Source organism: Crenothrix sp. (genome assembly GCF_043729335.1).
In the GTDB taxonomy this organism is placed as follows: Bacteria; Pseudomonadota; Gammaproteobacteria; order Methylococcales; family Methylomonadaceae; genus Crenothrix.
On the sequence record NZ_JAYTLQ010000007.1, the window covers coordinates 17,501 to 40,589 of the forward strand.

Annotated in this window: 15 protein-coding genes and 1 pseudogene; 6 read left to right on the forward strand and 10 right to left on the reverse strand. The window is 46.4% G+C overall.

What is annotated here, in order from left to right:
* Positions 1-169: 169 nt before the first annotated feature.
* From ACHZC4_RS02585 to ACHZC4_RS02620, 8 genes are all read right to left on the reverse strand, one after another.
* Entirely contained in the window at positions 170-1,387 is a 1,218-nt protein-coding gene (locus ACHZC4_RS02585) for an acetate/propionate family kinase (RefSeq protein ID WP_394752218.1), read from the reverse strand.
* Positions 1,388-1,490: 103 nt separating this feature from the next.
* Positions 1,491-2,129 carry a histidine phosphatase family protein gene (locus tag ACHZC4_RS02590; protein ID WP_394752219.1) on the reverse strand — a complete coding sequence of 213 codons (639 nt, stop codon included), beginning with the start codon at positions 2,127-2,129 and terminating at the stop codon, positions 1,491-1,493.
* Positions 2,130-2,276: 147 nt separating this feature from the next.
* A complete protein-coding gene (locus tag ACHZC4_RS02595) occupies positions 2,277-10,973 on the reverse strand; it encodes a GH36-type glycosyl hydrolase domain-containing protein (protein WP_394752220.1) in 8,697 nt (2,898 codons plus the stop codon).
* Positions 10,974-11,193: 220 nt separating this feature from the next.
* Positions 11,194-11,352: a DUF3309 family protein gene (locus ACHZC4_RS02600; protein ID WP_394752221.1), complete on the reverse strand. Its 159-nt coding sequence runs from the start codon at positions 11,350-11,352 to the stop codon at positions 11,194-11,196.
* Between the two features lie 39 nt (positions 11,353-11,391).
* Positions 11,392-11,550 carry a DUF3096 domain-containing protein gene (locus ACHZC4_RS02605; RefSeq protein WP_394752222.1) on the reverse strand — a complete coding sequence of 53 codons (159 nt, stop codon included), beginning with the start codon at positions 11,548-11,550 and terminating at the stop codon, positions 11,392-11,394.
* A 363-nt stretch (positions 11,551-11,913) separates the two neighbouring features.
* Positions 11,914-13,044, reverse strand: coding sequence for a DUF1207 domain-containing protein (locus ACHZC4_RS02610; protein ID WP_394752223.1), 1,131 nt, complete (start codon positions 13,042-13,044; stop codon positions 11,914-11,916).
* Between the two features lie 2 nt (positions 13,045-13,046).
* Complete coding sequence (locus tag ACHZC4_RS02615; RefSeq protein ID WP_394752224.1) at positions 13,047-13,667, reverse strand: BON domain-containing protein; 621 nt, start codon at positions 13,665-13,667, stop codon at positions 13,047-13,049.
* Between the two features lie 250 nt (positions 13,668-13,917).
* Positions 13,918-15,051 carry an OmpA family protein gene (locus tag ACHZC4_RS02620; protein ID WP_394752225.1) on the reverse strand — a complete coding sequence of 378 codons (1,134 nt, stop codon included), beginning with the start codon at positions 15,049-15,051 and terminating at the stop codon, positions 13,918-13,920.
* Between the two features lie 452 nt (positions 15,052-15,503).
* Between ACHZC4_RS02620 and ACHZC4_RS02625 the strand changes: the two genes are divergently transcribed.
* From ACHZC4_RS02625 to ACHZC4_RS02650, 6 genes and pseudogenes are all read left to right on the forward strand, one after another.
* Complete coding sequence (locus tag ACHZC4_RS02625) at positions 15,504-15,854, forward strand: four-helix bundle copper-binding protein (RefSeq protein ID WP_394752226.1); 351 nt, start codon at positions 15,504-15,506, stop codon at positions 15,852-15,854.
* A 2-nt stretch (positions 15,855-15,856) separates the two neighbouring features.
* Complete coding sequence (locus tag ACHZC4_RS02630) at positions 15,857-17,224, forward strand: PQQ-dependent sugar dehydrogenase (RefSeq protein ID WP_394752227.1); 1,368 nt, start codon at positions 15,857-15,859, stop codon at positions 17,222-17,224.
* A pseudogene (locus tag ACHZC4_RS02635) lies at positions 17,221-18,033 on the forward strand (alpha/beta fold hydrolase); the annotation flags it as partial. The gene ACHZC4_RS02630 and the pseudogene ACHZC4_RS02635, both read left to right, overlap by 4 nt.
* A 322-nt stretch (positions 18,034-18,355) precedes the next feature.
* The gene (locus ACHZC4_RS02640) at positions 18,356-18,586 is read left to right on the forward strand and encodes a hypothetical protein (RefSeq protein WP_394752228.1); all 231 of its coding nucleotides are present in this window, start codon (positions 18,356-18,358) and stop codon (positions 18,584-18,586) included.
* A gap of 108 nt (positions 18,587-18,694) precedes the next feature.
* Positions 18,695-19,150 (forward strand): hypothetical protein, encoded by a 456-nt coding sequence (locus ACHZC4_RS02645; RefSeq protein ID WP_394752229.1) that lies wholly within the window; start codon positions 18,695-18,697, stop codon positions 19,148-19,150.
* Between the two features lie 173 nt (positions 19,151-19,323).
* Complete coding sequence (locus ACHZC4_RS02650) at positions 19,324-19,644, forward strand: hypothetical protein (protein WP_394752230.1); 321 nt, start codon at positions 19,324-19,326, stop codon at positions 19,642-19,644.
* 132 nt (positions 19,645-19,776) lie between these two features.
* Here ACHZC4_RS02650 and ACHZC4_RS02655 read toward each other — a convergent pair whose 3' ends face one another.
* Positions 19,777-20,955 (reverse strand): HlyD family type I secretion periplasmic adaptor subunit, encoded by a 1,179-nt coding sequence (locus tag ACHZC4_RS02655; RefSeq protein ID WP_394752231.1) that lies wholly within the window; start codon positions 20,953-20,955, stop codon positions 19,777-19,779.
* Between the two features lie 13 nt (positions 20,956-20,968).
* A complete protein-coding gene (locus tag ACHZC4_RS02660; protein ID WP_394752232.1) occupies positions 20,969-23,089 on the reverse strand; it encodes an ATP-binding cassette domain-containing protein in 2,121 nt (706 codons plus the stop codon).

The following is a 23,089-nucleotide window of genomic DNA, read 5'->3' on the forward strand; positions in this document are numbered from 1 at the left end:
AAAGTTAAATAAGTTAAATAGAGGACGGTATTTTGGGCTACACACTTAAGACGGGACAAAAGCCCTCTCCGGAGGGAGAGGGTTGGGTGAGGGGAAGGTTAAATCGCCCTCATCCCAGCCTTCTCCCTCAGGGAGAATGAGCAACCTGTCCCGCGTTAAGTTGGCAGCCCTATTTTGCATTACTGTCAGAAATTGTTTCATGGGTAGTTATTTGTTCTATCGTATGCCGAGCAATCATCAGGTTTTCATCGGTAGGCACCACCCACGTGGAAATTTTAGAATCAACTGTTGAAATGCAGGTGGCGTGAGCTTGATTAGCCGATTCGTCCAATTTAACGCCCATCCATGCGACTTGATAACCTATTTTGGCACGAATTACCGCAGAATTCTCCCCAATCCCTCCGGTAAATACTAACGCGTCCATGCCGCCAAGTGCCGCAATAAGCGAGCCTATTTCGCGTCCGATACGGTATACGAACAATTCAATAGCCTCGTGTGCATGTGAGTCTTCGCTGGCAAGCAAGGTGCGCATGTCGCTGGAAATGCCGGAAACGCCCAGCAGTCCGGATTCATGATAAAGCAGTTGCTGTAACGCGTCTGCATCCATGCCATGCTGATTCATAAGATAAAGTAATACGCCTGGATCAATATTTCCGCACCGCGTACCCATCACTAGCCCGTCAAGCGGAGAAAATCCCATTGTCGTTGCGATACTACGTCCGTTTTGTAGTGCACACAAACTGGCACCATTGCCCAAATGAGCAACAATGATGCGGGCTTGCTGGAGTTTTGGTCCAAGCGTGGGTAATACCGAGGCAATATATTCATAAGATAAACCGTGAAATCCATAACGGCGCACACCTTGATCGCTAAAACGCCGGGGTAAGGCAAAACGTTGCGCAACAACAGGCTGGCTGTTATGAAAAGCGGTATCAAAGCAGGCTACTTGCGGCAGGGTCGGCCTGGTGTCAAGCAGTGCGCGAATAGTGACAAGATTATGCGGTTGATGCAACGGTGCTAATGGAATGAGACTTTCCAACACGTTTAAAACGCTAGCATCAATTAACACCGGCTCTGAGTAGTATTGTCCGCCATGAACGACCCGATGCCCCACAGCCAGCAACGCGCCATCTTTTATAGAGGTTATTAACCATGTGTTTATTAACGTGATGGCAGAGGTATGATCATCAGCCTCTGGTGCAACCAGGTCACGTTCAATCAAAACTAATCCCGCTGCATTCTTTACCGTAAACCTTGGCTGGTTTCCAATGCCGTCAATTTGTCCACTCGCCTCTACAACCAAAGGTTCTAATGCATCATGCTTTTGGTAAACAGCGAACTTGATGCTCGATGAGCCCGCATTAATCACCATTAGGTAGTTATTCATGGGATTGCTTGTATTGTTAAAGTTATTTGGAAATGATCAACTTTACTTGACTCAGCAAACGCCAAGATAGATTGCTTGTATTGTTAAAGTTATTTGGAAATGATCAGGTTCCCGCACGTTCGCGTAAATGTTGAGGCATGTAATGACGATCCCCCAGCACTTCCAGCATGGGGCCATGAACATCAAATTTAATAATACTGACCGAACCTGCCGGGGTATCGATGCGATCTCTATAACGCCCCAAATCAATGCCCATTAAACTGCACAGAATAATGCGTATGGTGGCCTTATGCGAGACTACCAGCACATTGCCACGGGTGTATTTAGATTCAATTTCGGTGATAACAGGCAATGCACGGCTGGCGACCTGAACAGCGGTTTCACCCTCAGTCGGTGGATTCCAGGCAGGTTCCGCCAACCAGCGCAGATAATCTTGTTCGTGGTGGAGCCGAACATCATCCTGTTCCCTTCCCTCCCATGCCCCATAACGAATTTCCCGAAGGCCGTCCCGAAGCTGCATACGCACACCCAGCGCATTACACAAAGGCCGCGCTGTCGCAACTGTTCTTTGCAGAGGACTGACATAAATATCCGTCCACGGCACAGAGCCATAAGCATCGGCAAACGCCTGTGCCATAAGGCTTCCTTCGGGTGTCAATTCTGGATCAAGTGCGCCACAATATACGCCGCGTTGGCTGTAAGTGGTCTCACCGTGGCGCAACAGATAAATCTTCAAGCTCATTTTAAAATCTCCTTTGTTTGCGCCAAGCTCATGAGAGCCTTGCCGAACCATGAACCATAAGTCCTTCGACAAGCTCAGGACGAACGGAATATTTTTTAATGCTCAACAAAATAAAATGGACTCAGTACCAGTAAATAGCTCATCTTATTATCCAAGCACTACCCGTACCTGATGAGTCTGTCCGTCATCCGACAAAGCAATGCTATTGCCGTTTAACTGCTCTACACCATCCAAATCTATCGAAATAACACCGCGGCAGACAGCATTCGGGTTTTCAATATTAATGTCATAACGACTATTGCCATGTTGGTAAACCAGGCTGTAATTACGCCATGTTTTGGGGATACAAGGATCAATCACTAACTGGTTAGCGCGAACCTTTAACCCTAAAATCCATTCCATTCCAGTACGATAATACCAGCCTGCCGCACCTGTATACCAAGTCCAGCCACCACGCCTTGTGTGCGGGGACTCGGCATAAATATCTGCTGCCAGCACGTATGGCTCAACTTTGTAAGCATAGCTGCCGGTGCGGCTGGAGGTCCTATGCACGGGGTTTATCATACGCAGCAATTCTAAGGCTTGGTCACCCTCGCCTAGCATAGCGTAAGCAATAATCGTCCAAATAGCGGCATGGGTATACTGGCCGCCATTTTCCCGCACACCGGGTGGATAACTTTTAATGTAACCTGGATCACGTTCAATTTTATCAAAAGGCGGCGTAAACAATAAAATAAGATCGTCGCCGTAGCGCACCAGATATTCCCGCACCGAGTTCATTGCCCGTTGCGCCCGCTCCTTATCCGCTGCACCGGAAATAATCCCCCAGCTTTGTGCAATTGAATCGATACGACACTCAGCATTACTCGCAGAACCTAGCGGGGTGCCGTCATCGAAATAAGCCCGTTTATACCAGGCACCATCCCAAGCTTCTTTTTCCACAGCAGTCTTTAGTTGTGTAGAATGCTCGCGCCACCGCATGGCATGTTCGTTATTACCCCGCGTTTGTGCTACCGCTGCAAATTTGGATAAGGTAGACATTAAAAACCATGCCAGCCAAACACTTTCGCCTTTACCCTGGTTACCCACGCGATTCATGCCATCATTCCAATCCCCTGTTCCCATGAGCGGTAGTCCATGCACTCCGGTTTTAAGGCTGTGATCCAGCGCACGGGCGCAATGTTCAAAAAGGCTCACCTGTTGTACTGATTGGGTGGGTTCAAAATAAGCATCTTCCTGTTCAGCGGTCAATTGAATGCCTTCCAGAAACGGAATGTTTTCTTCGAGTATGCCAGTATCTCCGCTGACCTTAATATAATGTGCGACCACATAAGGTAGCCAAATAAGGTCATCGGAAAAGTGGGTACGCACGCCGCGACCGGACGGCGGATGCCACCAATGTTGTACATCCCCTTCGGCGAACTGCCTTGCCGCTGCACGCAAAATATGAGCACGGGTCAAATCAGGTCTGGCAACCGCCAAAGCCATGCTATCTTGTAATTGATCTCTAAATCCGAACGCGCCGCCTACCTGATAAAACCCAGCTCTGGCCCACATACGGCAACTTAAGGTTTGATACAACAACCAGCCATTTAATAATAAGTCAAGTTCACGGTCTGGGGTTTTTACCTGAACTTTACCCAGCACGTGTTCCCAGGATTGCTTTACTTTACTAAAGGTGGTTGCGGTCTGGGTTGTTCTATACTGCTGAATCAATTTTCTGGCATGAACACGGTCGTCGCCTTGCCCCAGTAAAAAAACCAGTTCAATGCTGTCATTGGCATCAAGTTCCACCCAGGTTTCCAATGCCGCACATGGATCTAGCCCCGCACCGACTCTATTTTTTAAGGCTTTAAAACCCAGTAAACTAGCAGGGGCTGCCAGATTACCGTTACGGCCAATAAATTCAGCGCGATTTCCCGTCCAGCCATTTTGCCGACCCGAAAAATCAGCAAAGGCGGTGCGATGGCCGAATTCAGAACTCCAATGGTTGTGGGCAAACAAAGCACCTGTTTCAGGATCAAGTTCAGTGACAATATGGATTGCCGTTACCGATCGCGATGCGCCAAGCACCCATTCCATATAGGCTGCAACCGTAATACGCCGGGTTCGTCCCGAGGTATTTGTTAAGGTTAAAGACGATATTTTAATAGGGTCATCGGGACTGACAAATTGCACAAGTTCGCTATGAATGCCATGTGACTCATGCTCAAAACGGCTATAACCGTGGCCATGGCGGATCAGATAGCTGGCATTGTTAACTCTAATGGGTAAAGCGGTGGGTGTCCATAGTTCACTGGTTTCATCGTCACGCAAATAAAACACCTCTCCAGGGGAATCTTTAACGGGATCATTTGACCACGGCGTGAGCTGATTTTCTCGGCTATTACCAGACCACGTACAGCCGCTACCTGATTCTGACACTATAAAACCAAACTCCGCATTGGCAATTACATTCACCCAAGGTGTGGGTGTCCATTGGTTGTTGTCCAGCACAATGACATACTCACGGCCATCATCACTAAAGCCACCCAGACCATTAAAAAACTCAAGCGGAGGGACTGATAATTTAGGCGCATGGCTATTGGGATTGGGTAAAACCTTGGCTGGCACAAAAGCAGCTAACGGGCGTGGATGGCGTAACAATTGTTCCGCTAATGTGCCTCGTTTGCCAACCAGTACCGTACGCGCTGTTGTTTTCAACATGAGTTTTGCTTCTATGGATAGCTGTTCGCCCCGTAGCACAAAAATACTGCCCCGTGCCTCATGCTCTTTAGGGGCAAAAAGTGCCAACTTGTCGCGCACCATCCCTTCCAGTAAGGTTTGCAAATCACCGGCGTAAGATAATTCTTTTTCGTTTAATATCACCAAATCGACAGCCAGGCCTTTCATGCGCCAATACTCGTGGGCACGTAATAATTGTTCAACAATAAGCCGGTCTTCTGGCTCTGTTATGCGCAATAAAACAATAGGGCGGTCGCCGGAAATGCCTTGCCGCCACAATTCTGTCACGTTCATGGTATTCATCTGCATGAGCTTGCTGGAAGGTCTTAGCCAGGGATCGGCGTACAGCAAACGACTGGATAAATCCTGAAATAACTGCGCCTCATCGGGTTTCGTGCGTAAATGACGCATTTGCACATGCGCATGTGTCCATGCCAGAGAAGACACACGCTCGAATGTCAGCAGGTTATGATATTTGTAGGCAGCATCTTCCACGGCCTGGCGACTGCTAGCCACTAGGGTAGTAAACGTCACATGCTCTGTTGTGCCTGCGGCAATCTGGATGCGGGTACGCAAACTGAATATAGGATCAAGAACATTGCCGACCGTATTCGTTAATGGACGGCCATCCATGATTGCAAGGGGTTCTCGCAAGGTTTGGCCACGGCCAATAAAGCGTGCCCTATCGGTTTCGTATTGCAGGCTTTCCTGGGGTTGCGAACAGATCAGTAAATGCACAGCCCATGTTTTAGGATCCGTTGCCATACGGGGTCGCCGCTGTGCAATCAAACCTTGAACCTGGGGTAAATACTCGGTCTGGATAAACAGATTTGAAAAGGCCGGATGGGCAATATCAGCAGCAAAAGACGCCAGCACTATTTCTGCATACGAGGTAATGTCGATTTCCCGGCTATATTCTGAATTATTAGTCAAGCTAAGCCGACGTATTTCGGCATCATCTTCAGGGGATATAACAATTTCCAGGGTACTGGTTATTTTATGATCTGTGCGGGTGATGCGGACACGATCTTCAGCAAAATACACTTCGTAATGTTCGGGTTCAATCGTGGTGGGGTGATAGCCTGCCGACCATACCTGACCACTGCCTACATCGCGCAAATACAGGTAACTGCCCCAGGCATCCCGCGTTACGTCTTCGCGCCAGCGTGTTACCGCCAAATCACGCCACGCGCTATAACCTGATCCTGCGGCAGTAATCATGACGGCATAACGCCCGTTAGACAGTAAGTGCGCAGAAGGCACAGCGGAGGTAGGGGACGGCACACGGCGAATCGGCGGCTGCACCGCTTCCTTGACTTCAGAAATAACTTCCAGGATGGGCACATTATCCATATCAACATTTGCGGGAATACGTTCCTGTAACAACAAATCCGCCGCTTCGATCAGTGGGGTATTATGAAAACGATGCCGCATAATCCCATCATGAACCACATTAGAAATGGCCACCAGGGACATGCCTTGGTGGTGAGCCATATAGCAACGCACTATGGCAACCCGTTGATTTTCTGCCAGCCGCACGGGTGTAAAATCCAGGGCTTCATAAAAGCCAAAGGGACCTAACGCACCTTCATGCTCTAAGCGTTCAAAATTTTTCACGGCCGCATGCGGCAGGTACATCGCGGCCAAGGCGGTGGCGTAGGGGGAAATCACCAGCTCATCGCCAAGACCTCGTTTTATACCTAAACCCGGCACACCAAAGGCAGAATATTGATAAGTGAAATACAGGTCACGGCCATTAAATGCAGCCTCTGAAACACCCCAGGGGACACCGCGTTCCACACCATATTCTATTTGCCTGTTAACCGCCAGGCGACATGTCTGGTCTAGCAAGCTATAACGGGGGGTAAACATCACCAGGGAAGGCATCAGGTATTCAAACATGGAACCTGACCATGACAACAGCACCATGCCATCTCCAACACGGGTGACCCGCCGCCCTAAATGGAACCAGTGCTTGCCGGGCACGTCACGTTTGGCGATGGCAATAAAACTGGAAAGCCGCGCTTCGGATGCCAGTAAATCGTAGTAACTAGGATCAAGTGCGGCTTCTGCGACGCGATATCCAATTGAAAACATGTGGCATTCAGGGTCATAAAGAAAACGGAAATCCATGCCATAAAACAAGGTATCTAGCCGTAAAATCATATTTTCCAAACGCTGGCTCAGCACGTCTGCCTGTGCTGCGGCATGCTCTATGGCTATTGTTAAGGCGTTCAGGTCAACCGATTCCAGGGGGGATGCCGCCAGATTGAGTAAACACTGCACATAACAGCTGGACAGGTCAGCCAAATGAGTATTAAGCACCAGCTGCGTTGATGCCGCTATAGGATGCGGAAATTTGGTATCTGATTCAGCACTTGCGGAAAAATGAATCCAGGGAATTAAGCTATTGACATCACGCAGGTGAGAATGGATATCGTCATGTAACAATTTGGCCCATGTCAATGCCTCGTTATCGTCAACATCATCCAATTCGGTAGCGTAGGTCTTGGCCAGATCATAAAGTATCTCAACTGCGTCAGCCAGCTGTTGCCATAAATCACTCCATTCTTTTAAATCCGCAGGATAGCTACTTAAAAGTTCCCTGATGCTGCTACCTTGTTGTTGTAGTTTTTTTAAAATGACAGCATGCACGCTGTGGTTATCAATAAGCTTAACCAGTGCGCTGGTAAACAACTGATGGGTATCTTTAAGCCCTGTCAGCCTATTAGAAAACGTCAACGGCTGGCTCAGCATTTCGCGGCATGATTGCGCTATAGTCAGCAAATGCCCGGCTAGGTTGCCACTGTCGACGGTAGAAATATAGCGCGGTTCCAAGGTATGTAGATTACCGGTATCGTACCAATTATAGAAATGGCCATTTAAGCGCGGTAATTCCGTGAGCGTTGTCAGGGTGGCATCAAGGCGATCAACAGTGTCCATCAATCCTAGCCAGCCAAAATCCCTGGCCGTGACTACAGATAACAAATACAGGCCAAAATTAGTAGGTGAACTCCGATGGGCAATGACCGGTTCCGGGTCTTCCTGAAAATTGTCCGGCGGTAGATAATGCTCTTGCTCGGTCACAAAAGTGGTAAAAAAACACCAGATGCGCCTGCCGATCAAACGCAGCTTTTCACTGTCCTCAATCAACAAAGATTCTACCCTATCAATCCGGGGTGGAAGACTTAAGCCATGAGCAATAATGGGTGCCAGCCACCATGCCAATAAAAACGCTGCGGCCAAATTAAGCCCAGCCGGATTAAAGAAGATTATTACCCCCGCTGCCCCAATAACCATGGCGCTGGACTTGTATAAAGGCCTGATTAAATTTTTCAGTGCATGGTCGGATGCAGATTTTGCTTGTTCAGCGGTCACCCATTGCAACAGTTTTTTCCTGGTAATCAGCAGCCGCACCAGCGTGAAGCCAATAGCGTCCATCATCAGCCACGCACGTTGTGCCAGTAAAGTGACTGTCAATCCGCTGCTACCTAATGCCCAGAGCATATTTTCTGCTATTTGACGCCAACACAGCATCGACGCAATGCCACTTTTAGGCAATTTTAAACTGCTGATAAACGTTAAAATGGCCGGAAAGGCTAAAGCTGTCAATACACAGCCGGTTAACAGTAACTGCGGCGCATTCGGAATAGACCAGATGGTCACTAACGCAAAAAAAGCGCTGGGCGCAGAAAGCGATCTGCGCAAATTATCTATCATTTTCCAGCGGCCAATCATAGGCATGCCCTGGCCTTGAAGCCCCAAAATCCAGGGTAATAATTGCCAGTCTCCGCGTGCCCAGCGGTGGTCGCGCGAGGCGGCAACCTCGGTATGGGAGGGGAATTCATCAAAAAACTCAATGTCGCTTACCAGGGCACAACACGCAAATACACTTTCAAACAAGTCATGGCTGAGCATGGCATTATCAGGTACACGTCCGTCCAAAGCGGCCTGAAAAGTATCAACATGATAGAGACCTTTGCCACTGTAAGTACCCAGCGCAAACAAATCTTGGTAGAGCTCAGAGACCGAAACGGAGTAAGAATCTGTACCGGAAACCCCGGCAAAAAACTGGTGGAACATGGAGTGTTCCTGCCGTAGCGGCAGGGTGGGGGTTACCCTCGGCTGAAGAATGCCGTAACCCTCCACAACCCGCTGGAGTTTGGGGTCGAACACCGGCCGATTTAAAGGATGCGCCGCCACCCCCACCAGTTGCGCGACCACGCCCATGGGTAACCGTGTATCCGCATCCAGGGTGATCACATAACAAATGCCCGCAGGCGCTGAGGCTGGTTTACCATAAATCGGTAAAAAAGAAGTATCGGTCGCACCGCGTAACAGCCGGTTAAACTCTTCCAGCTTGCCGCGTTTTCGCTCCCAGCCCATCCATTTATTTTCACAAGAATTCCATAAGCGTTTACGATGAAACACAAAAAACCGCTGTCCACCGTACTTGGTATTAAGCGCGGCCACGCCGGCAATCGCAGCACTTAATAGCTGGTTATCATTGAGCATGGTTTCGTGTTCTGCATCACACCAATCCGATAACAACGCAAAGTAAACATGCTCGCCTAAATTTGACAGATAGCGAATCTCCATTTGTTCAATCTGGTTTTTTACCCCGGCTTCACTGGTAAATAACGTCGGTACCACAACAAAAGTGCTTAAAGCTTCCGGTACGCCGTCTTTTAAAGCCAGCCTTGGCAGATGATTGGGCGGAAGGCGGGTAATAATAAGCTTATTGACTACATTAACAGCAATGTCAGAGGCCAGAAAAACCCCAAATAGTGACAGCAGTATTAACTGAAATTGGCTAAGGCCAGCCGCTAAACTCGCGCTCAAGGGGAAGGCAAACAACAATAATGTCAATACGCCAATACTGCCGATATATGCAAAACTCGCGTTAGCCACATAGGCACGCAGTAACTTTTTTTTCAGGCCAGGTTTAAAGTGAACCTCTTTTTCAAATTCGTATCGGCCGTCATCAATTAAATAGTAGCCCGGCTCCTGTTTTATATCGGTACTGCCCTGCTGGCTAGCACGCTTAGCTTTATCTATGACTTTACGGGCGATTTCTAACTCTGAATGCGCTGAATGTTTGGCGAGATCTTCAATGGCATGGCGATAGCGGTCACGCGTTAAAAAATCCATGGTAGAGTAACCATCATAATTGCTTAGGCACTGATCTACTAAGCTTACTTCCTCAACAAACTGCGACCAATCAAACACCGAAATGGCACGCATGCTGGTAATAATATTGCGGACCGTTAAAGTCCCCGCAATCTGGGTGGCGTGTTCTTTATTGACAATTTCATCAATGCTAACGCCCTGCGCAGTTAACCAGTCATTCAGAAAATCCAGGGAAATGGTGGCGCCGGGGTGGGGGTCATGCAAACGTTGTAAAACCTGCACAGCATAGGCCTGACGCAAGTTATCAGCCGGCAATACGCCGGTAAATGAAGGCGTATCTGCTTTTTCGGTTTGGGCGGCGATTTGTTCAATGTTGTCAACAAACTCGTCTGCTAGCTGGCGGCCGGATTGAGAACGCATGATGCGAACCGCCAAACGGCGAAGATTTTCAATCAGTAAAATTCTAAGGGTGACCGGTATTGCCCAAAGCTCGCCAATGGTGAGCGGGTCAACGCTTTGATAAGCAGTCACGAAATGCTTGAGTAATTCAGCATCAAAACGGCTATCAGTATGCGCCACCAATGCCCAGGCAATACCGTAAACACGGGGATAACCTGCCAGCACACCGTCAGCTAATTTAGGCAAGTCCAGATAAAAGCTTTCAGGCAAGTCAACCAGTATGCTGCTAACTTGTTCGTCAATCACATGGAAATTATCCAGTAGCCATTCCGCTGCGGGGGTAATGGCCTGTTGTTGATGCGCTGTTTGGGCAACTGCTTGGTAGGCGGCTAACAATACATGGGAGTTCTCGCGAACCCGGGGGATGAGTTTTTGACCTTCTTTAACCGCCGTAATTTTTTGAGCTTTTGCCAAGCTTACTGCATGTTGCGCTAGCCGCTCAATGCTGAATAATTCGAACCGAATGGGTGTTTCCTCTCCCCCCGGATGGTCGACTCTATTATGCTGTCTTTGTTCTCGACGCTTCGCCATGGTTTAATTCTCCTAACCCACACAAAATACTTGAGTCACTACCGGCGATAGATATTAAAAATTCCTAGTCTCCAAAAGTGACCCGTTAATACGATAATCATAAAAAGCCTTGGCCATTGCTAAGTGGGTAAAATTCGCAACGGCAATCTGTGCAATAATCAATAAGGTGATTTGCATCGGCTTTACCTGTAATGCTACAAGGTAGCGGCATTATTTTTGGCTAAATTCTGCCCATTAACACCAGCACCAGTAAGATGATAAGAATCAGCCCAAGACCACTGCTAGGCCCGTAGCCCCAGTTCCGGCTATGGGGCCATCTTGGAATGACGCCAACCAGCATCAGTAGAATAACGACAAGTAATAAGCTGCCAATTGACATGGTTAACGCCCTTGTTTAAAAATTTTAAATTAATATAATCTAAAAACGCCCCAAATTGATGGGATGATGAGTGAGCCCTAGAACACCGACAACAATTAAATAAATGGCTACAAAATAGTTTAAAAACCGTGGAATCATCAAAATCAATACCCCTACTACAAGTGCCAGTACGGGTTCAATGGCGAGATTTAAATTCATGGCGATGCTCCTTTAGGAATGCTTAAAGTTTAATCAAAATCTTAAGTTCGCTCTGTACGCTAACGCACATAATATGACTGTCCATGCTAAATAGACGGCTAATTTTAGGTGGTTAATTTACAAAACCAGCTATCCGCTTACAGTAACGTGGAGATACAATAAAAATACCGAGAAAACCTTAAGATTTATGACCTTTCTATTTTTTTTGTTTTTATGTGTCTGCCTATACAGCGTTTTCAGTATCGATTAGTTATATTGGAGGGAATGCAAACCTAGGTTTGTGCTCCACTACTAATAATTAATGTTATTCACCTGATATGAAAACGCTATAAAAGACAAGCAGTTCGTTTATAGTATTTTCGGTTAAAAATGATAATGCGCACCTAAGCCAATATATTCAATTTTAGATTTGTAAAATTGTCCGCTCGGTGAGTAGCCGTTATAGTATTCAACAAGCAATTGAAACCTGCGGCCTAACAAAGTTGAGTTGTCAAACTGAACACCTGCTCTGGCCGAAACATCAGTATTCCAATTATTTTGGTCACGATTTTTAATGTCAACGGCAACAATAGGCCGCATGGCCGCAAAATCTAACACCCAAGGACTTCTAAATTCAATACCGGCCTGTGTTGACCATACTCTTAATGTTGAAGGATCTCTATCAAAAATACCGCCGCCGCCCCCATAAATACGCACACCATACGGAAACTCATAAGAAAGCCTTAAATCTACGCCTTCGTAACTCAGGTTAACACGCTGGAATTGAGTATTGAGCTGGCTCAGCAGAAACTCATCACCAAGATGTGAACTTTGATGATAAAGCCGGCCAAAGGCAGAAAAGTGGCCAGCACGCACACTGGTATAGAGAGCACCAATAAAATCGGTATTGATAAGGTCAACCGATGGCGCATCCAGGTTAAAGTCACTAAAAACCCCGCCCTGAAGCCCAACCTCCCATTGGGCATTAAATTTGCCTAAATTATTTCGGTAAAACGGTATGGTTTCGCCAAAACTAACCGAGGCTATATTGTTGCCATTAAAGGTATTATTTTGGTAATTATGGTAAGCCACTGAAAAATGCGTCCAACGCGGATCAGCCAATAAGGGTTTAAATAAGTGCTCTGAAGGAAACCACCCTACCTGTAAAACGGTAGGGTCTATAGATGAAACAGCCTTATCACCCGCGACCTGGACAGGCTGGGTAAGCGCGTCGGTTGATTGCTGAGAGCTAATTTCTGCGACATTGGCCCCCTTTACCCCAGGCACTTGTGATAATAACTCAACCGCTTTGCTTTGATCGGCAGCCGCCAAACTGCCGACCGGCACAGTAATAACGCCGTCTTTTACAATTAATGACGGCATATCAAGATTTAAGTTTTGCTTTAGCATACCCGCAGCATAACCTGCAATATAAGAATCATCTGCGGTTGTGGCGTACACAGATTCGCTTACCAACATAACGCTTAAAGCAGCCATAAATCGTAAATAACGCATTATTATTTGCCTTTCACGTCAACAGTAAGGTCATTTTGTACTGCGGTTACGCCTTTTTGGCTATTGGCTGCGGCGACTGCACGCGCGATACCTTTTTCAGAATCAACAGTACCACTCAGTTTTACGACACTGTTAACGGTATCTACGTTTATATGGGACTTGCTAAGCATAGCATCGGCCATTATGGCGTCTTTAACTTTAACAGTAATCATGGAGTCATCCATTTGTTCACCTGTCACTGCCGGAAGCACTGTGGTAGGTGAATCTTTCATGGCATCCAGTTTTTTTTCTGCATTGTCTTTTATTTGTTCCACTTTTTTCTCGGCGCGATCTGCGTTTTTATCCACCTTCTCTTGCGTGTTTTCCAACGCTTCTTTAGAGGCTTCTGTCGACTGGTCAATGTTTTCCTTGGCTTGATCTGCTCTTTCATCCAATGAATCTTTCATGCCTTCTATGCGTTCATCAGCTGTTTTATTAGATTGCTCAATATTTTCCTTGGCCATATCCGTGGCAGTGTCAATTTTTTTCTCTGCCCGATCTTTGGCATCTTCTTTTTGACAACCTGCTAATGCAATAACAGCAGACAAACAGGACATGATAATAACTTTATTTTTTGTTTTCATTGGCTTATACCTTATATTGGGTAATTAATAAATTGGCACAACAACGTTAATAAAAACAACATTGTTATTTGGATCAAGTGCAGCGGGCTGCAAACTCAATTCCATTCTAATGATAAGAGTGGGGGATGTCTGTACGGTATCGTACATAAGGTATTTTGGATTAAATACAACAGATGCTATTAATCAATGCCCTACAACCTCTATTAAGAGTAAAAGCAGGTTGTAGGGTTAAAAAGTTGAAAGCGCCGCTTTATTTTGTCTCTTCACTCCAAACCAATTCAACACGACGATTTTTTTCTCTGCCTTCTTCGGTGCTGTTATCAGCAATAGGCTGGTCTTCGCCGTAGCCGCGTGCCGTTAACTTGTTAGTCACACCTTTTTGGCTCAGGTAATCAGCAACAGATTGCGAGCGGCGTTGTGACAAACGTAAGTTATATTTGTTAGTGCCTTCGCTGCTGGTATGGCCTTGCACCTCGATGTCATTTTTTTGTGGATAATTGATCAGGCTTTCCGCAACGCCATCCAGAATACTCATGGCATTTTGTGTCAATTCTGCTGAATCAAATTTGAAATTTACGCCCTTAATTTCCAGCCTGATAGGACAGCCTTTATCGTCAACCTGGCTACCGCTGATGGTGCCTGGGCATTGGTCCAAACAATCATTCACACCATCGGAATCCGAATCCAGTGTAGAACAATCGGGGGGTGGCGGAGCGGGCTGAACTTCGGCAACAGCGACAGGTTTTGGACCTAAAGGCACCACAAAACCCACGTTAACAACAAGATCATGGAACTCATCCGTCCCCGGGTTTAAATGGGCATTTAAGTTATTGTTATAGCGGTAGCGTGCATCACTGCGGATCAGGAAGTTATCATTCACTTCATAGGTAAAACCTAAACCGGCTTCACCGATAACCCCCACGCCGCTGTTGCCGTTAACGTAGCTGTTCATGCCACCTGCGGCTATGACAGCATAAGGCGAAAAGGTGTCACGGAAGAAATAGTATTGCAAATCGGCGGTGCCGCCAGCAAGATCCCACCGACCTTTGCTGCCATCCGGACGTGGGTTTTGGTCATCAAAGCTGTTATAAAAGCCTCTTAACTCCACGTTAAAATGCTCATTGATCATTTTACCGATACCCAAACCGGCACCGTAGCCATCAATATCAGAATGTCTATCGCCGCCGGGTTTTACATACGTGCCAAAAGGCGCTATATACCAGCGATCATCGACCAGCGGAGTGACAACTGGACGACTACTATCGCCCTCAGCTTGTACGGCAGGCTGATACATGCCATCTTCGGGTTGGTCAGCAGCGTGCGTAAGAGGTAAAAAACCGACACCAGCCAGCACAGCAAGAGTGAGTAAATTTCTTTTTAACATGATATTTTCCTTATAGTTGATTAATTAAGGCAACACGCTGTTGTTAAACAGCCTCAGAAGTAGCTTAATCGCAACATTACTATTTTGTCTGTGCGCCAGCGCACATATAAACCTGAGAAAACAACTTATCTTTAAAGTTAGCCCTATAGTTTTTAGGCCATTGTTATTAAATTAATACCTTGTTTCCTTCAAAACACACCGCAAGCTGCGGGCAGCCGCCATTTACTTCAGCTTCTCGCAGAACGTCCAATGCAAGTGGAAAATACTTATTGCCGCCTTAACTATTGGGGCAGAAAATTTCATTATGTGCGCCACCGAACCGACTGCGTTGGGTTTTACGGTTACTGTAGCATCAAGGTTGCAAGCAAACCCCAGTCACTCTACACAATGACGCTTACTGACATGGCTTATCGTGTTTTGTCGCACCCATAACGTTAACTTAGGAAAATACTATGAATCACTCAGCCCCCACTCAAAACGGTTTGCAAAGTTGCATAGAAGCGTGTAGCCATTGCCATCAAGTCTGTCTGCAAACAGCTATGAACCACTGCCTGGAAGCCGGTGGAAAACATGTAGAAGCAGAGCACTTTCGTTTGATGATGAATTGCGCCGAGATTTGCCAGACCTCAGCAAATTTCCAACTCAGCAATTCCAAATTTCATCAGCGTGTATGCGAAGTGTGCGCTGAAATTTGCGAGGCCTGCGCGGCTAATTGTGAAAAAATCGGGGGAATGGATGAATGTGTTAAAGCCTGTAGAGCCTGTGCTGAAAGCTGCCGCCAAATGGCAAGCATGAAGAGTTAACTATGAAAGGGTTTTGTGCAAATTCTGTGACTATCCATCCCAAGTTATTACTTTGGAGTCTCATAGCAATAAGTTTATCGGCATGTGGTGAGGTAGCACAGTTGCCGATATCGGCAGGTATAGGGACTGATCCCCAAATACCGCCGCCTAACCCGACTTTAATACCCACCCTCAACATTGCACCGGCTAAAGGCTGGTCGGAAAATGAAAAACCAGTGCCCAATCTGGGTATGGCGGTAAACGCATTTGCTACCGGTCTCGATCATCCGCGCTGGCTTTATGTGCTGCCCAACGGGGATGTTTTAGTGGCCGAGACCAATTCACCGCCTAAACCTGATGACGCAAAAGGCATTAAAGGCTGGATTATGAAACTGGTGATGGGCAAGGCGGGTGCCGGCGTACCTAGCGCCAATCGCATTAGCTTACTGCGCGATGCCGACAAAGATGGGGTTGCCGAGACTAAGACAGTATTTATTGAAGGCCTTAATTCACCTTTTGGCATGGCATTGGTGGGTAAAGATTTTTACCTGGCTAATTCTGATGCCGTCATGAAGTTTAATTATAGTGCAGATGAAACCCACATCACTCAAGCAGGCGTTAAGGTAGTCGACCTGCCCGCCGGTTTAATTAATCATCACTGGACCAAAAACCTGATCGCTAACCGTGAGGGTTCCTTGCTTTACGTGACGGTGGGATCAAATAGCAATGTCGCTGAAAACGGTATGGATCAAGAAGTGGGCCGCGCGGCTATCTGGGAAGTGAATCCAAAACTGGGAAGCCATCGGATTTACGCATCGGGTTTGCGTAATCCCAATGGCTTAGCCTTTGAACCTGATACCGGTGCACTTTTTACAGTAGTCAACGAGCGCGATGAAATTGGCAGCGATCTGGTGCCCGATTACCTCACATCAGTCGCTGATGGCAATTTTTTTGGTTGGCCTTACAGCTATTTTGGCCAACATGTAGACGAACGTGTCCAGCCACAAAAACCGGAATTAGTTGCAACAGCACGCGTGCCTGATTATGGACTGGGTACGCATACCGCGTCGCTAGGCCTGGTTTTTTCTAAAAGTACGGCATGGCCAGCACCCTTTAATAACGGTGTGTTTATAGGTCAGCACGGTTCCTGGAACCGTGATCCTCGTAGCGGTTATAAAGTTATTTTTGTTCCCTTCAAAGAGGGTAAACCTTACGGAGAACCGCTGGATGTACTGACTGGATTTTTGGATACCGATGGCGATGCACTTGGCAGGCCGGTGGGTGTGGCTGTTGATAAACAACAAAACTTGCTGGTCGCTGATGATGTCGGCAATACTGTTTGGCGCGTAACGCCTCCCGTCATCCAATCTAGTAAAGGAACAGTGCCATGAGCATAATGACGACTAAAGATGGCACAGAAATTTATTATAAAGACTGGGGCGCGGGATTGCCGGTTATTTTCAGCCACGGCTGGCCACTGAATGCCGATGCGTGGGAGAGCCAGATGACCTATCTGGCCTCTAACGGCTACCGCTGCATTGCGCATGACCGCCGCGGCCACGGCCGTTCAAGCCAGCCCTCCACGGGTAATGACATGGACACTTATGCCGACGACTTGGCCGAGCTCATCGAAACCCTAGACTTAAATGACATCACTTTAATCGGCCATTCAACGGGGGCTGGAGAAGTAGCTCGTTATGTCGGACGTTACGGCACAAACCGTGTTATTAAAACAGTCTTGATAGGGTCGGTGGCACCATTCATGCTTAAAACAGAAACGAATCCTGACGGTCTAGCCATGGAGAAATTCGACAGCCTCCGTGCCGGTGTAATGGCCGACCGTTCACAATTTTTTAAGGAATTCAGTACTTCGTTTTATAGTACAAATAGATTCGGTGTAAAGATTAGCCAGGGCTTACAGGATGCCTTCTGGTTGCAAGGAATGCAAGGCGGCCTGAAGAATCAGCTGGATTGCATAAAAGCCTTTTCCGAAACCGACTTTACTGGAGACCTGAAGAAAATTGACGTACCCACCTTAATTATTCACGGCAGTGATGACCAAATTGTGCCGCTTGCCACTTCCGCTTACGCGTCATTTAAACTCATTAATAATGCTATCTTAAAAATTTACCCTGCTGCCTCGCATGGCTTGCCCAATACCCACAAAGACGAACTCAATTTGGATTTGCTGGGTTTCTTGTACGCCTTTACCGGCCTGCCTTTAAAGTTGGCCGAAAACGCAGGAAAATCAAATAAATTGACCGATAAAACACCTCTATCCAGTGTTAATAGCCAACATTGGCACGATTTAACAAAGCCGGTGGCGGACGTTGAAAAAAAATCTTTTTATCAACCAGATCAACACAGCTATGACAAATAAAATCTTTTAAACCCATCCAGCGTGGGAGCCGCTGGCTTAAAGAATATGCTTTCCTAAGATTAACCTAAAAACTATTAATTACTATTGAGCGCCTGATAGGTAACTGTGAACTACCTATTGACAACCAATACGGAGCACCGCAATGATTAAAATACTACCTGATACCTACATGCCTACCGTTTTGGGATTGCCCATCCGTGCACCCCAAAAAGACCAAAATAAGCTTGCACCTAATTATGAAAGCACTGAAAAACCAGAGTTAAACACTTTGCTGCCGCTAGTCAATAAAGTAGATTTATTAAAACAACAACCGTCAGAAGACGGTTGTATTCAACCTTTGGCAACAGCTTATATGAAAAAGTGGGATTGTTAACAGCATTTTTGTGAGAACCAAGCGATTAATTTATCAATAAAATTGAATGGATTCCTATAAATCACTGATACCTGTAACCACTTATCGTGAACAACAAGGAGATTTATCATGCAAAGTTTTTTACAAGTTAAACACGTCATCGACTACAGCAAAATGACCCATATTCATTTACGGGATTTTTACGCATCACTCAACAAAAAACCGCAGCCGGAACGGGTAAAAATGTTGCTCAATTACCTGATTGAAGACCAGCGCCGTATCGAAAAAATTTTATCCACTTTTGAAGCGGTAAGTGAGCCGTATATTTTGGACAGCTGGATGCAATATGTTTCCAATGTTGATATACATGGATTAATCAATAATCAAAAAATTAAAGCAGATATATCACTGGATGAAATTACCGAACTGGCCGTTAAATTTGGCGAAGTGCTGGTAAATTTTTACCGGGAAGCTGCGACTAAAACTGATTTGGAAAAAGTCAGCAATATTTTTAAAAATCTCGCTGAAATGGAGGTTAAAGATAATCTAAAGCAAGCCAGAGCGGCTTTATTTGAAGAAATGTAGGCTATCAATTATCACTTTTTCGCCTGTTAAATTTTATAAACTAATTTTTAGCAAAACACTTATTGTTTCTAAAACAAAGTAATAATTTACTTATGAAAAAAGATTTTCCACTGCTTTTTAAAACAAGATTTTGTTGCTTTGTTTTGATGGCTTGCTTATTATCCGGCTGCCCCTTGACTGTAAACTTGAATCTGGTAACCGATAAGCCTATTGCGCTTAATTTGGCTATTGATAAGCCGATTGAGTTAAAACTGGATGCCGGCATTGCCGTAACTGAGCTACCCCCTATAAAAGTGGATGCAGGGGTTGCGGTTAATAAGCTACCGTCAATAAAAGTGGACGCAGGGGTGGCCGTTACCAAGTTACCATCAATAAAAGTAAAACTTGATGCCGGTGTTAGCAAACTGCCCCCCGTAAATGTTGCTGTTAACAGGTTGCCGGAAGTAGAAACTGATGTCAAACTGGGACTTTCCAAAAAAGAACCCAAAAAATAGCTTAGCTGTGTTGACTCACCGTTCGCTTAATTTTACCCCCTGCCTTGCAAGATTCTGGCAAGCTATCGTTATTGCCAAAGTGACACCGATTAACATGCCAGAACCGAACGAGTAGATGGCATCCCACTGCTGTTAACGTTCACCTAATGAGCTAGAAATAGTTTTAAATACCGGCTTGGTCAAATAAGTCAGCACCGTGCGATCCTTGGCCTTGATATCAACACTGGCCGTCATGCCGGGCAGCACTTTTATCGCATTGTCCTTAGTGGCATCCAGTTTTTTTCTATCGATACGGATTTGTACGCGGTAATAGATAAATGCACCTTTTTTAGTCTCTTCTTCCAAGGTATCTGGGCTAATGTAAATAACATTGCCTGGCATAGTGCCAAAAATAGCGTAGTCATAGGCATCAAGTTTTACGCTGGTAGTTTGGCCAATACTAATATTGGCGATATCAGTCGGCGAAACCTTGGCTTCTACAATTAAATCCCCGCTGGTCGGTAAAATATCCAGAATAATATCGCCAGGCTTAACCACGCCGCCTAAAGTATTTATTTTAATTTCTTTAACAATGCCATCAACAGGCGATGTCAGCACGGTTTGGCTAAGGATTTGCGACCGGTCGCGCAACATTTCGGTTTGCGTATTCAGGTCTTCCTGAGCTTTGGTCATTTCAGCCTGGGCATCCTGAAAGTATTTGTTGTTCTTATTGGTTATCTGAGCTTTTATCTCGGCAACCTGGCGTTTTAAACGCAACACATCCGAGACACTGACATCACCGGTCGCTTCCAGCTTTTGATTCATCGATAATTCCTGATGCGCCAGTACCAGCATATCATTCAGCGCGGCCACATCTTGTTCAATGGCCATTTTTCGTTTCAGGTACAGATTTTTCTGATTGGAGACAAACTCGGTATAAGATTTAACATCTGACGGGATAACAAACGGCTTGCCATAAACTTCAGCTTGTAATCTTGCCACGGTAATCTGTAACGCAGCCACCTTGCCATTAGAATCTTCAACCGCTGCCTTGGCACGTTCTTTTTGCAAAGTAACCAAAACATCACCTTTTTTGACCTGCCCACCTTCTTTAATATGTACGCGGGTAATAATGCCGCCATCGGCTGATTGCACACTTTGGGTACGCTCGCTGGCGATCACTTGGGCTTGCGCATGGGTCACCTGGCTGATTTCAGAAATAGAAGCCCAATAAATCAGTGCGCCCAAACCTAAAACAGTGAGCCGGATCGTCCACCTTGCACGGTTGTAATGCGGTACCTCAGTATCATAAACGCTGATATCGTAATCCATAGTGATCTCTTCCTTAAGTGGTAACTAACTGGGTGTTTTGGCCAGGGTGTTTAGGCTGGATGGGTGGCGGCGAATTTTGTGCCAAACGTGCTATCACCTCATCCCGTGGGCCATCCAGCACAATCTGGTTGCCGGAAATAATAATCAACCGATTAACCAGCGGCAGCAAAGAGGTTTTATGGGTGACGACGATCAAGGTTTTATTGCCTGCCAAATCGCTGGCTAAAATGTTCAGGCAGCGGCGTTCTTGTTCATCATCCATTGAAGCGGTGGGTTCATCCAGCAAAATGATGTCAGAATTACATAACAAAATACGCGTGAAAGCCACCAGTTGCTTTTGCCCGCCAGACAGGCCTTTGCCGCCTTCCTGGATTTGCAGCTCCAGACCGTTGGGGTGCGAGCTGACTAAATTAATGAGTCCGGTACGTTTTAAGGCTTCATAAATAATTTGATCACCAGGGTCGGGGGTACCAATCAATAAATTATCCCGAAGGCTGCCCTGAAATAAACGGTGGTCCTGTTGCAAATAACCGATATGCTGGTTAAGCACGTTGCGGTCAATATGGGATAAGTCCAGTCCATCCAGTAAAATACGGCCATTACTGGGTTTGTACAGGCCTGATAATAATCGTAATAAGGTAGATTTACCCGAACCTACCGGCCCTAAAATACCAATACGCTCACCGGGCTTGATGCTCAGTTGGTTGATATTGATAGCGACAGGATTTTTTCCGTAGGCAAAATCAACGTCTTTTAATAAAAAATGCCCCTCGACATGGCTGGGTGTTAAGGGACGACTGATGCCACTGTAATCGGCATCCAGACTAAACAATCGGTTCAGCCCATCGGTGGCCGCTTTAGCATGGCCTTGTTGTACCAACAGTCCTGGTATGCTCAAAATAGGCGCGAGCACGCGACCACTTAAGATGGAACTTGCAATCAAAGCCCCTGTGGTCATGTCGCCATCCATTACCGCCACCGAGCCGATGACGATAATCAGGCTGTAGGTCAATTGCTGCATGGCGCTGCTAAAATAACCCAGGGTTTCGCTGCTGTGGCGCATTTGTAAATCGTTATGGATGGTCTTGCTGTTCACCTGCAACCATTTTGACAAAAACTTCCAGCCACCGGATCCGGCTTTAATGGTCTCAACGCCCTCCACAGCTTCCACCAGCAAGCCGGTTTTTTTATTGGATTCTTCCGCACCGGCCATTGCCAGACGGTTAATCTTAGCGCGCATCATCAGGCCTAATAGCACACCGACAATAACCGCAACCAGTGGCACAGCGGCTACTAACGGGGTGGCTATCGCGGCGATAACCACAATAAACAGCAGTGCCATCGGCACGTCTACCCACGCAAATAAACTGCTGGCGGTATAAAAAGACCGCACCTGTTCGTAACCGCGAATCTGGCTGGCCAATGACCCTACCGAGCCTGGCATCTGGTCAATACGGACATTGAGCAAGCGCTGGAAAATCTCCCGTGACAGCTTGGCATCCAGGGTCAACGATACGGTGTCCATGATTTTTGAGCGGGCAAATTTCATCGCCAGCTCTATCAAAATTACCAGGAACACCCCTACTCCCAACACGTAAAGCGTTGAGCTGCTTTGGGTTGGGATAACCCTGTCGTAGACCTGCATGGAGAATAAGGATGCCGCCAGATTAAGAAAATTAATAAAGGCGGTGGCCAACACTGCTTCAACTAAGATTGATCGATGGGTTAAAAAAATTTTACGCGCCAATTGCCCAAATTGCGAAGCGCCTTGCGTAGTTTTAACTTTGGATTTTTTAAACTGAATAATCAGTAAATCAGGTAAATAATCGGGTATTTTTTCAATGCCTTGGCAATGTTCAAAGATCAGTTCATCCAGACTCGATTTCTGCTGTATAACCCCCCAACCATACAGAGGGCTAAACACCAAAAATGGCATCTGGCTTAAATCGATTTTATGGGCTTGTTTGGGTTGCGAAAGCCCCACCAGGGCACAGAGTTTGGCGATTTTTTTAAAGCTATCAGGGTTATCCTGTTGATGCGCCAAACCCATGTTAAGCCGAAGTGAATCCAGTGCAACGCCGTGAATGGCCGATATTCTGTTGAAAGCCCACATCAATTGTTCTTGATACGTCAT

What these genes read in the sequence shown, in the direction of transcription:
- ACHZC4_RS02585 (WP_394752218.1), bottom strand. Translation starts at nt 1,387, where the DNA reads ATGAATAACTACCTAATGGTGATTAATGCGGGCTCATCGAGCATCAAG.
- ACHZC4_RS02590 (WP_394752219.1), bottom strand. Translation starts at nt 2,129, where the DNA reads ATGAGCTTGAAGATTTATCTGTTGCGCCACGGTGAGACCACTTACAGC.
- ACHZC4_RS02595 (WP_394752220.1), bottom strand. Translation starts at nt 10,973, where the DNA reads ATGGCGAAGCGTCGAGAACAAAGACAGCATAATAGAGTCGACCATCCG.
- ACHZC4_RS02600 (WP_394752221.1), bottom strand. Translation starts at nt 11,352, where the DNA reads ATGTCAATTGGCAGCTTATTACTTGTCGTTATTCTACTGATGCTGGTT.
- ACHZC4_RS02605 (WP_394752222.1), bottom strand. Translation starts at nt 11,550, where the DNA reads ATGAATTTAAATCTCGCCATTGAACCCGTACTGGCACTTGTAGTAGGG.
- ACHZC4_RS02610 (WP_394752223.1), bottom strand. Translation starts at nt 13,044, where the DNA reads ATGCGTTATTTACGATTTATGGCTGCTTTAAGCGTTATGTTGGTAAGC.
- ACHZC4_RS02615 (WP_394752224.1), bottom strand. Translation starts at nt 13,667, where the DNA reads ATGAAAACAAAAAATAAAGTTATTATCATGTCCTGTTTGTCTGCTGTT.
- ACHZC4_RS02620 (WP_394752225.1), bottom strand. Translation starts at nt 15,051, where the DNA reads ATGTTAAAAAGAAATTTACTCACTCTTGCTGTGCTGGCTGGTGTCGGT.
- ACHZC4_RS02625 (WP_394752226.1), top strand. Translation starts at nt 15,504, where the DNA reads ATGAATCACTCAGCCCCCACTCAAAACGGTTTGCAAAGTTGCATAGAA.
- ACHZC4_RS02630 (WP_394752227.1), top strand. Translation starts at nt 15,857, where the DNA reads ATGAAAGGGTTTTGTGCAAATTCTGTGACTATCCATCCCAAGTTATTA.
- ACHZC4_RS02640 (WP_394752228.1), top strand. Translation starts at nt 18,356, where the DNA reads ATGATTAAAATACTACCTGATACCTACATGCCTACCGTTTTGGGATTG.
- ACHZC4_RS02645 (WP_394752229.1), top strand. Translation starts at nt 18,695, where the DNA reads ATGCAAAGTTTTTTACAAGTTAAACACGTCATCGACTACAGCAAAATG.
- ACHZC4_RS02655 (WP_394752231.1), bottom strand. Translation starts at nt 20,955, where the DNA reads ATGGATTACGATATCAGCGTTTATGATACTGAGGTACCGCATTACAAC.
- ACHZC4_RS02660 (WP_394752232.1), bottom strand. Translation starts at nt 23,089, where the DNA reads ATGACGTATCAAGAACAATTGATGTGGGCTTTCAACAGAATATCGGCC.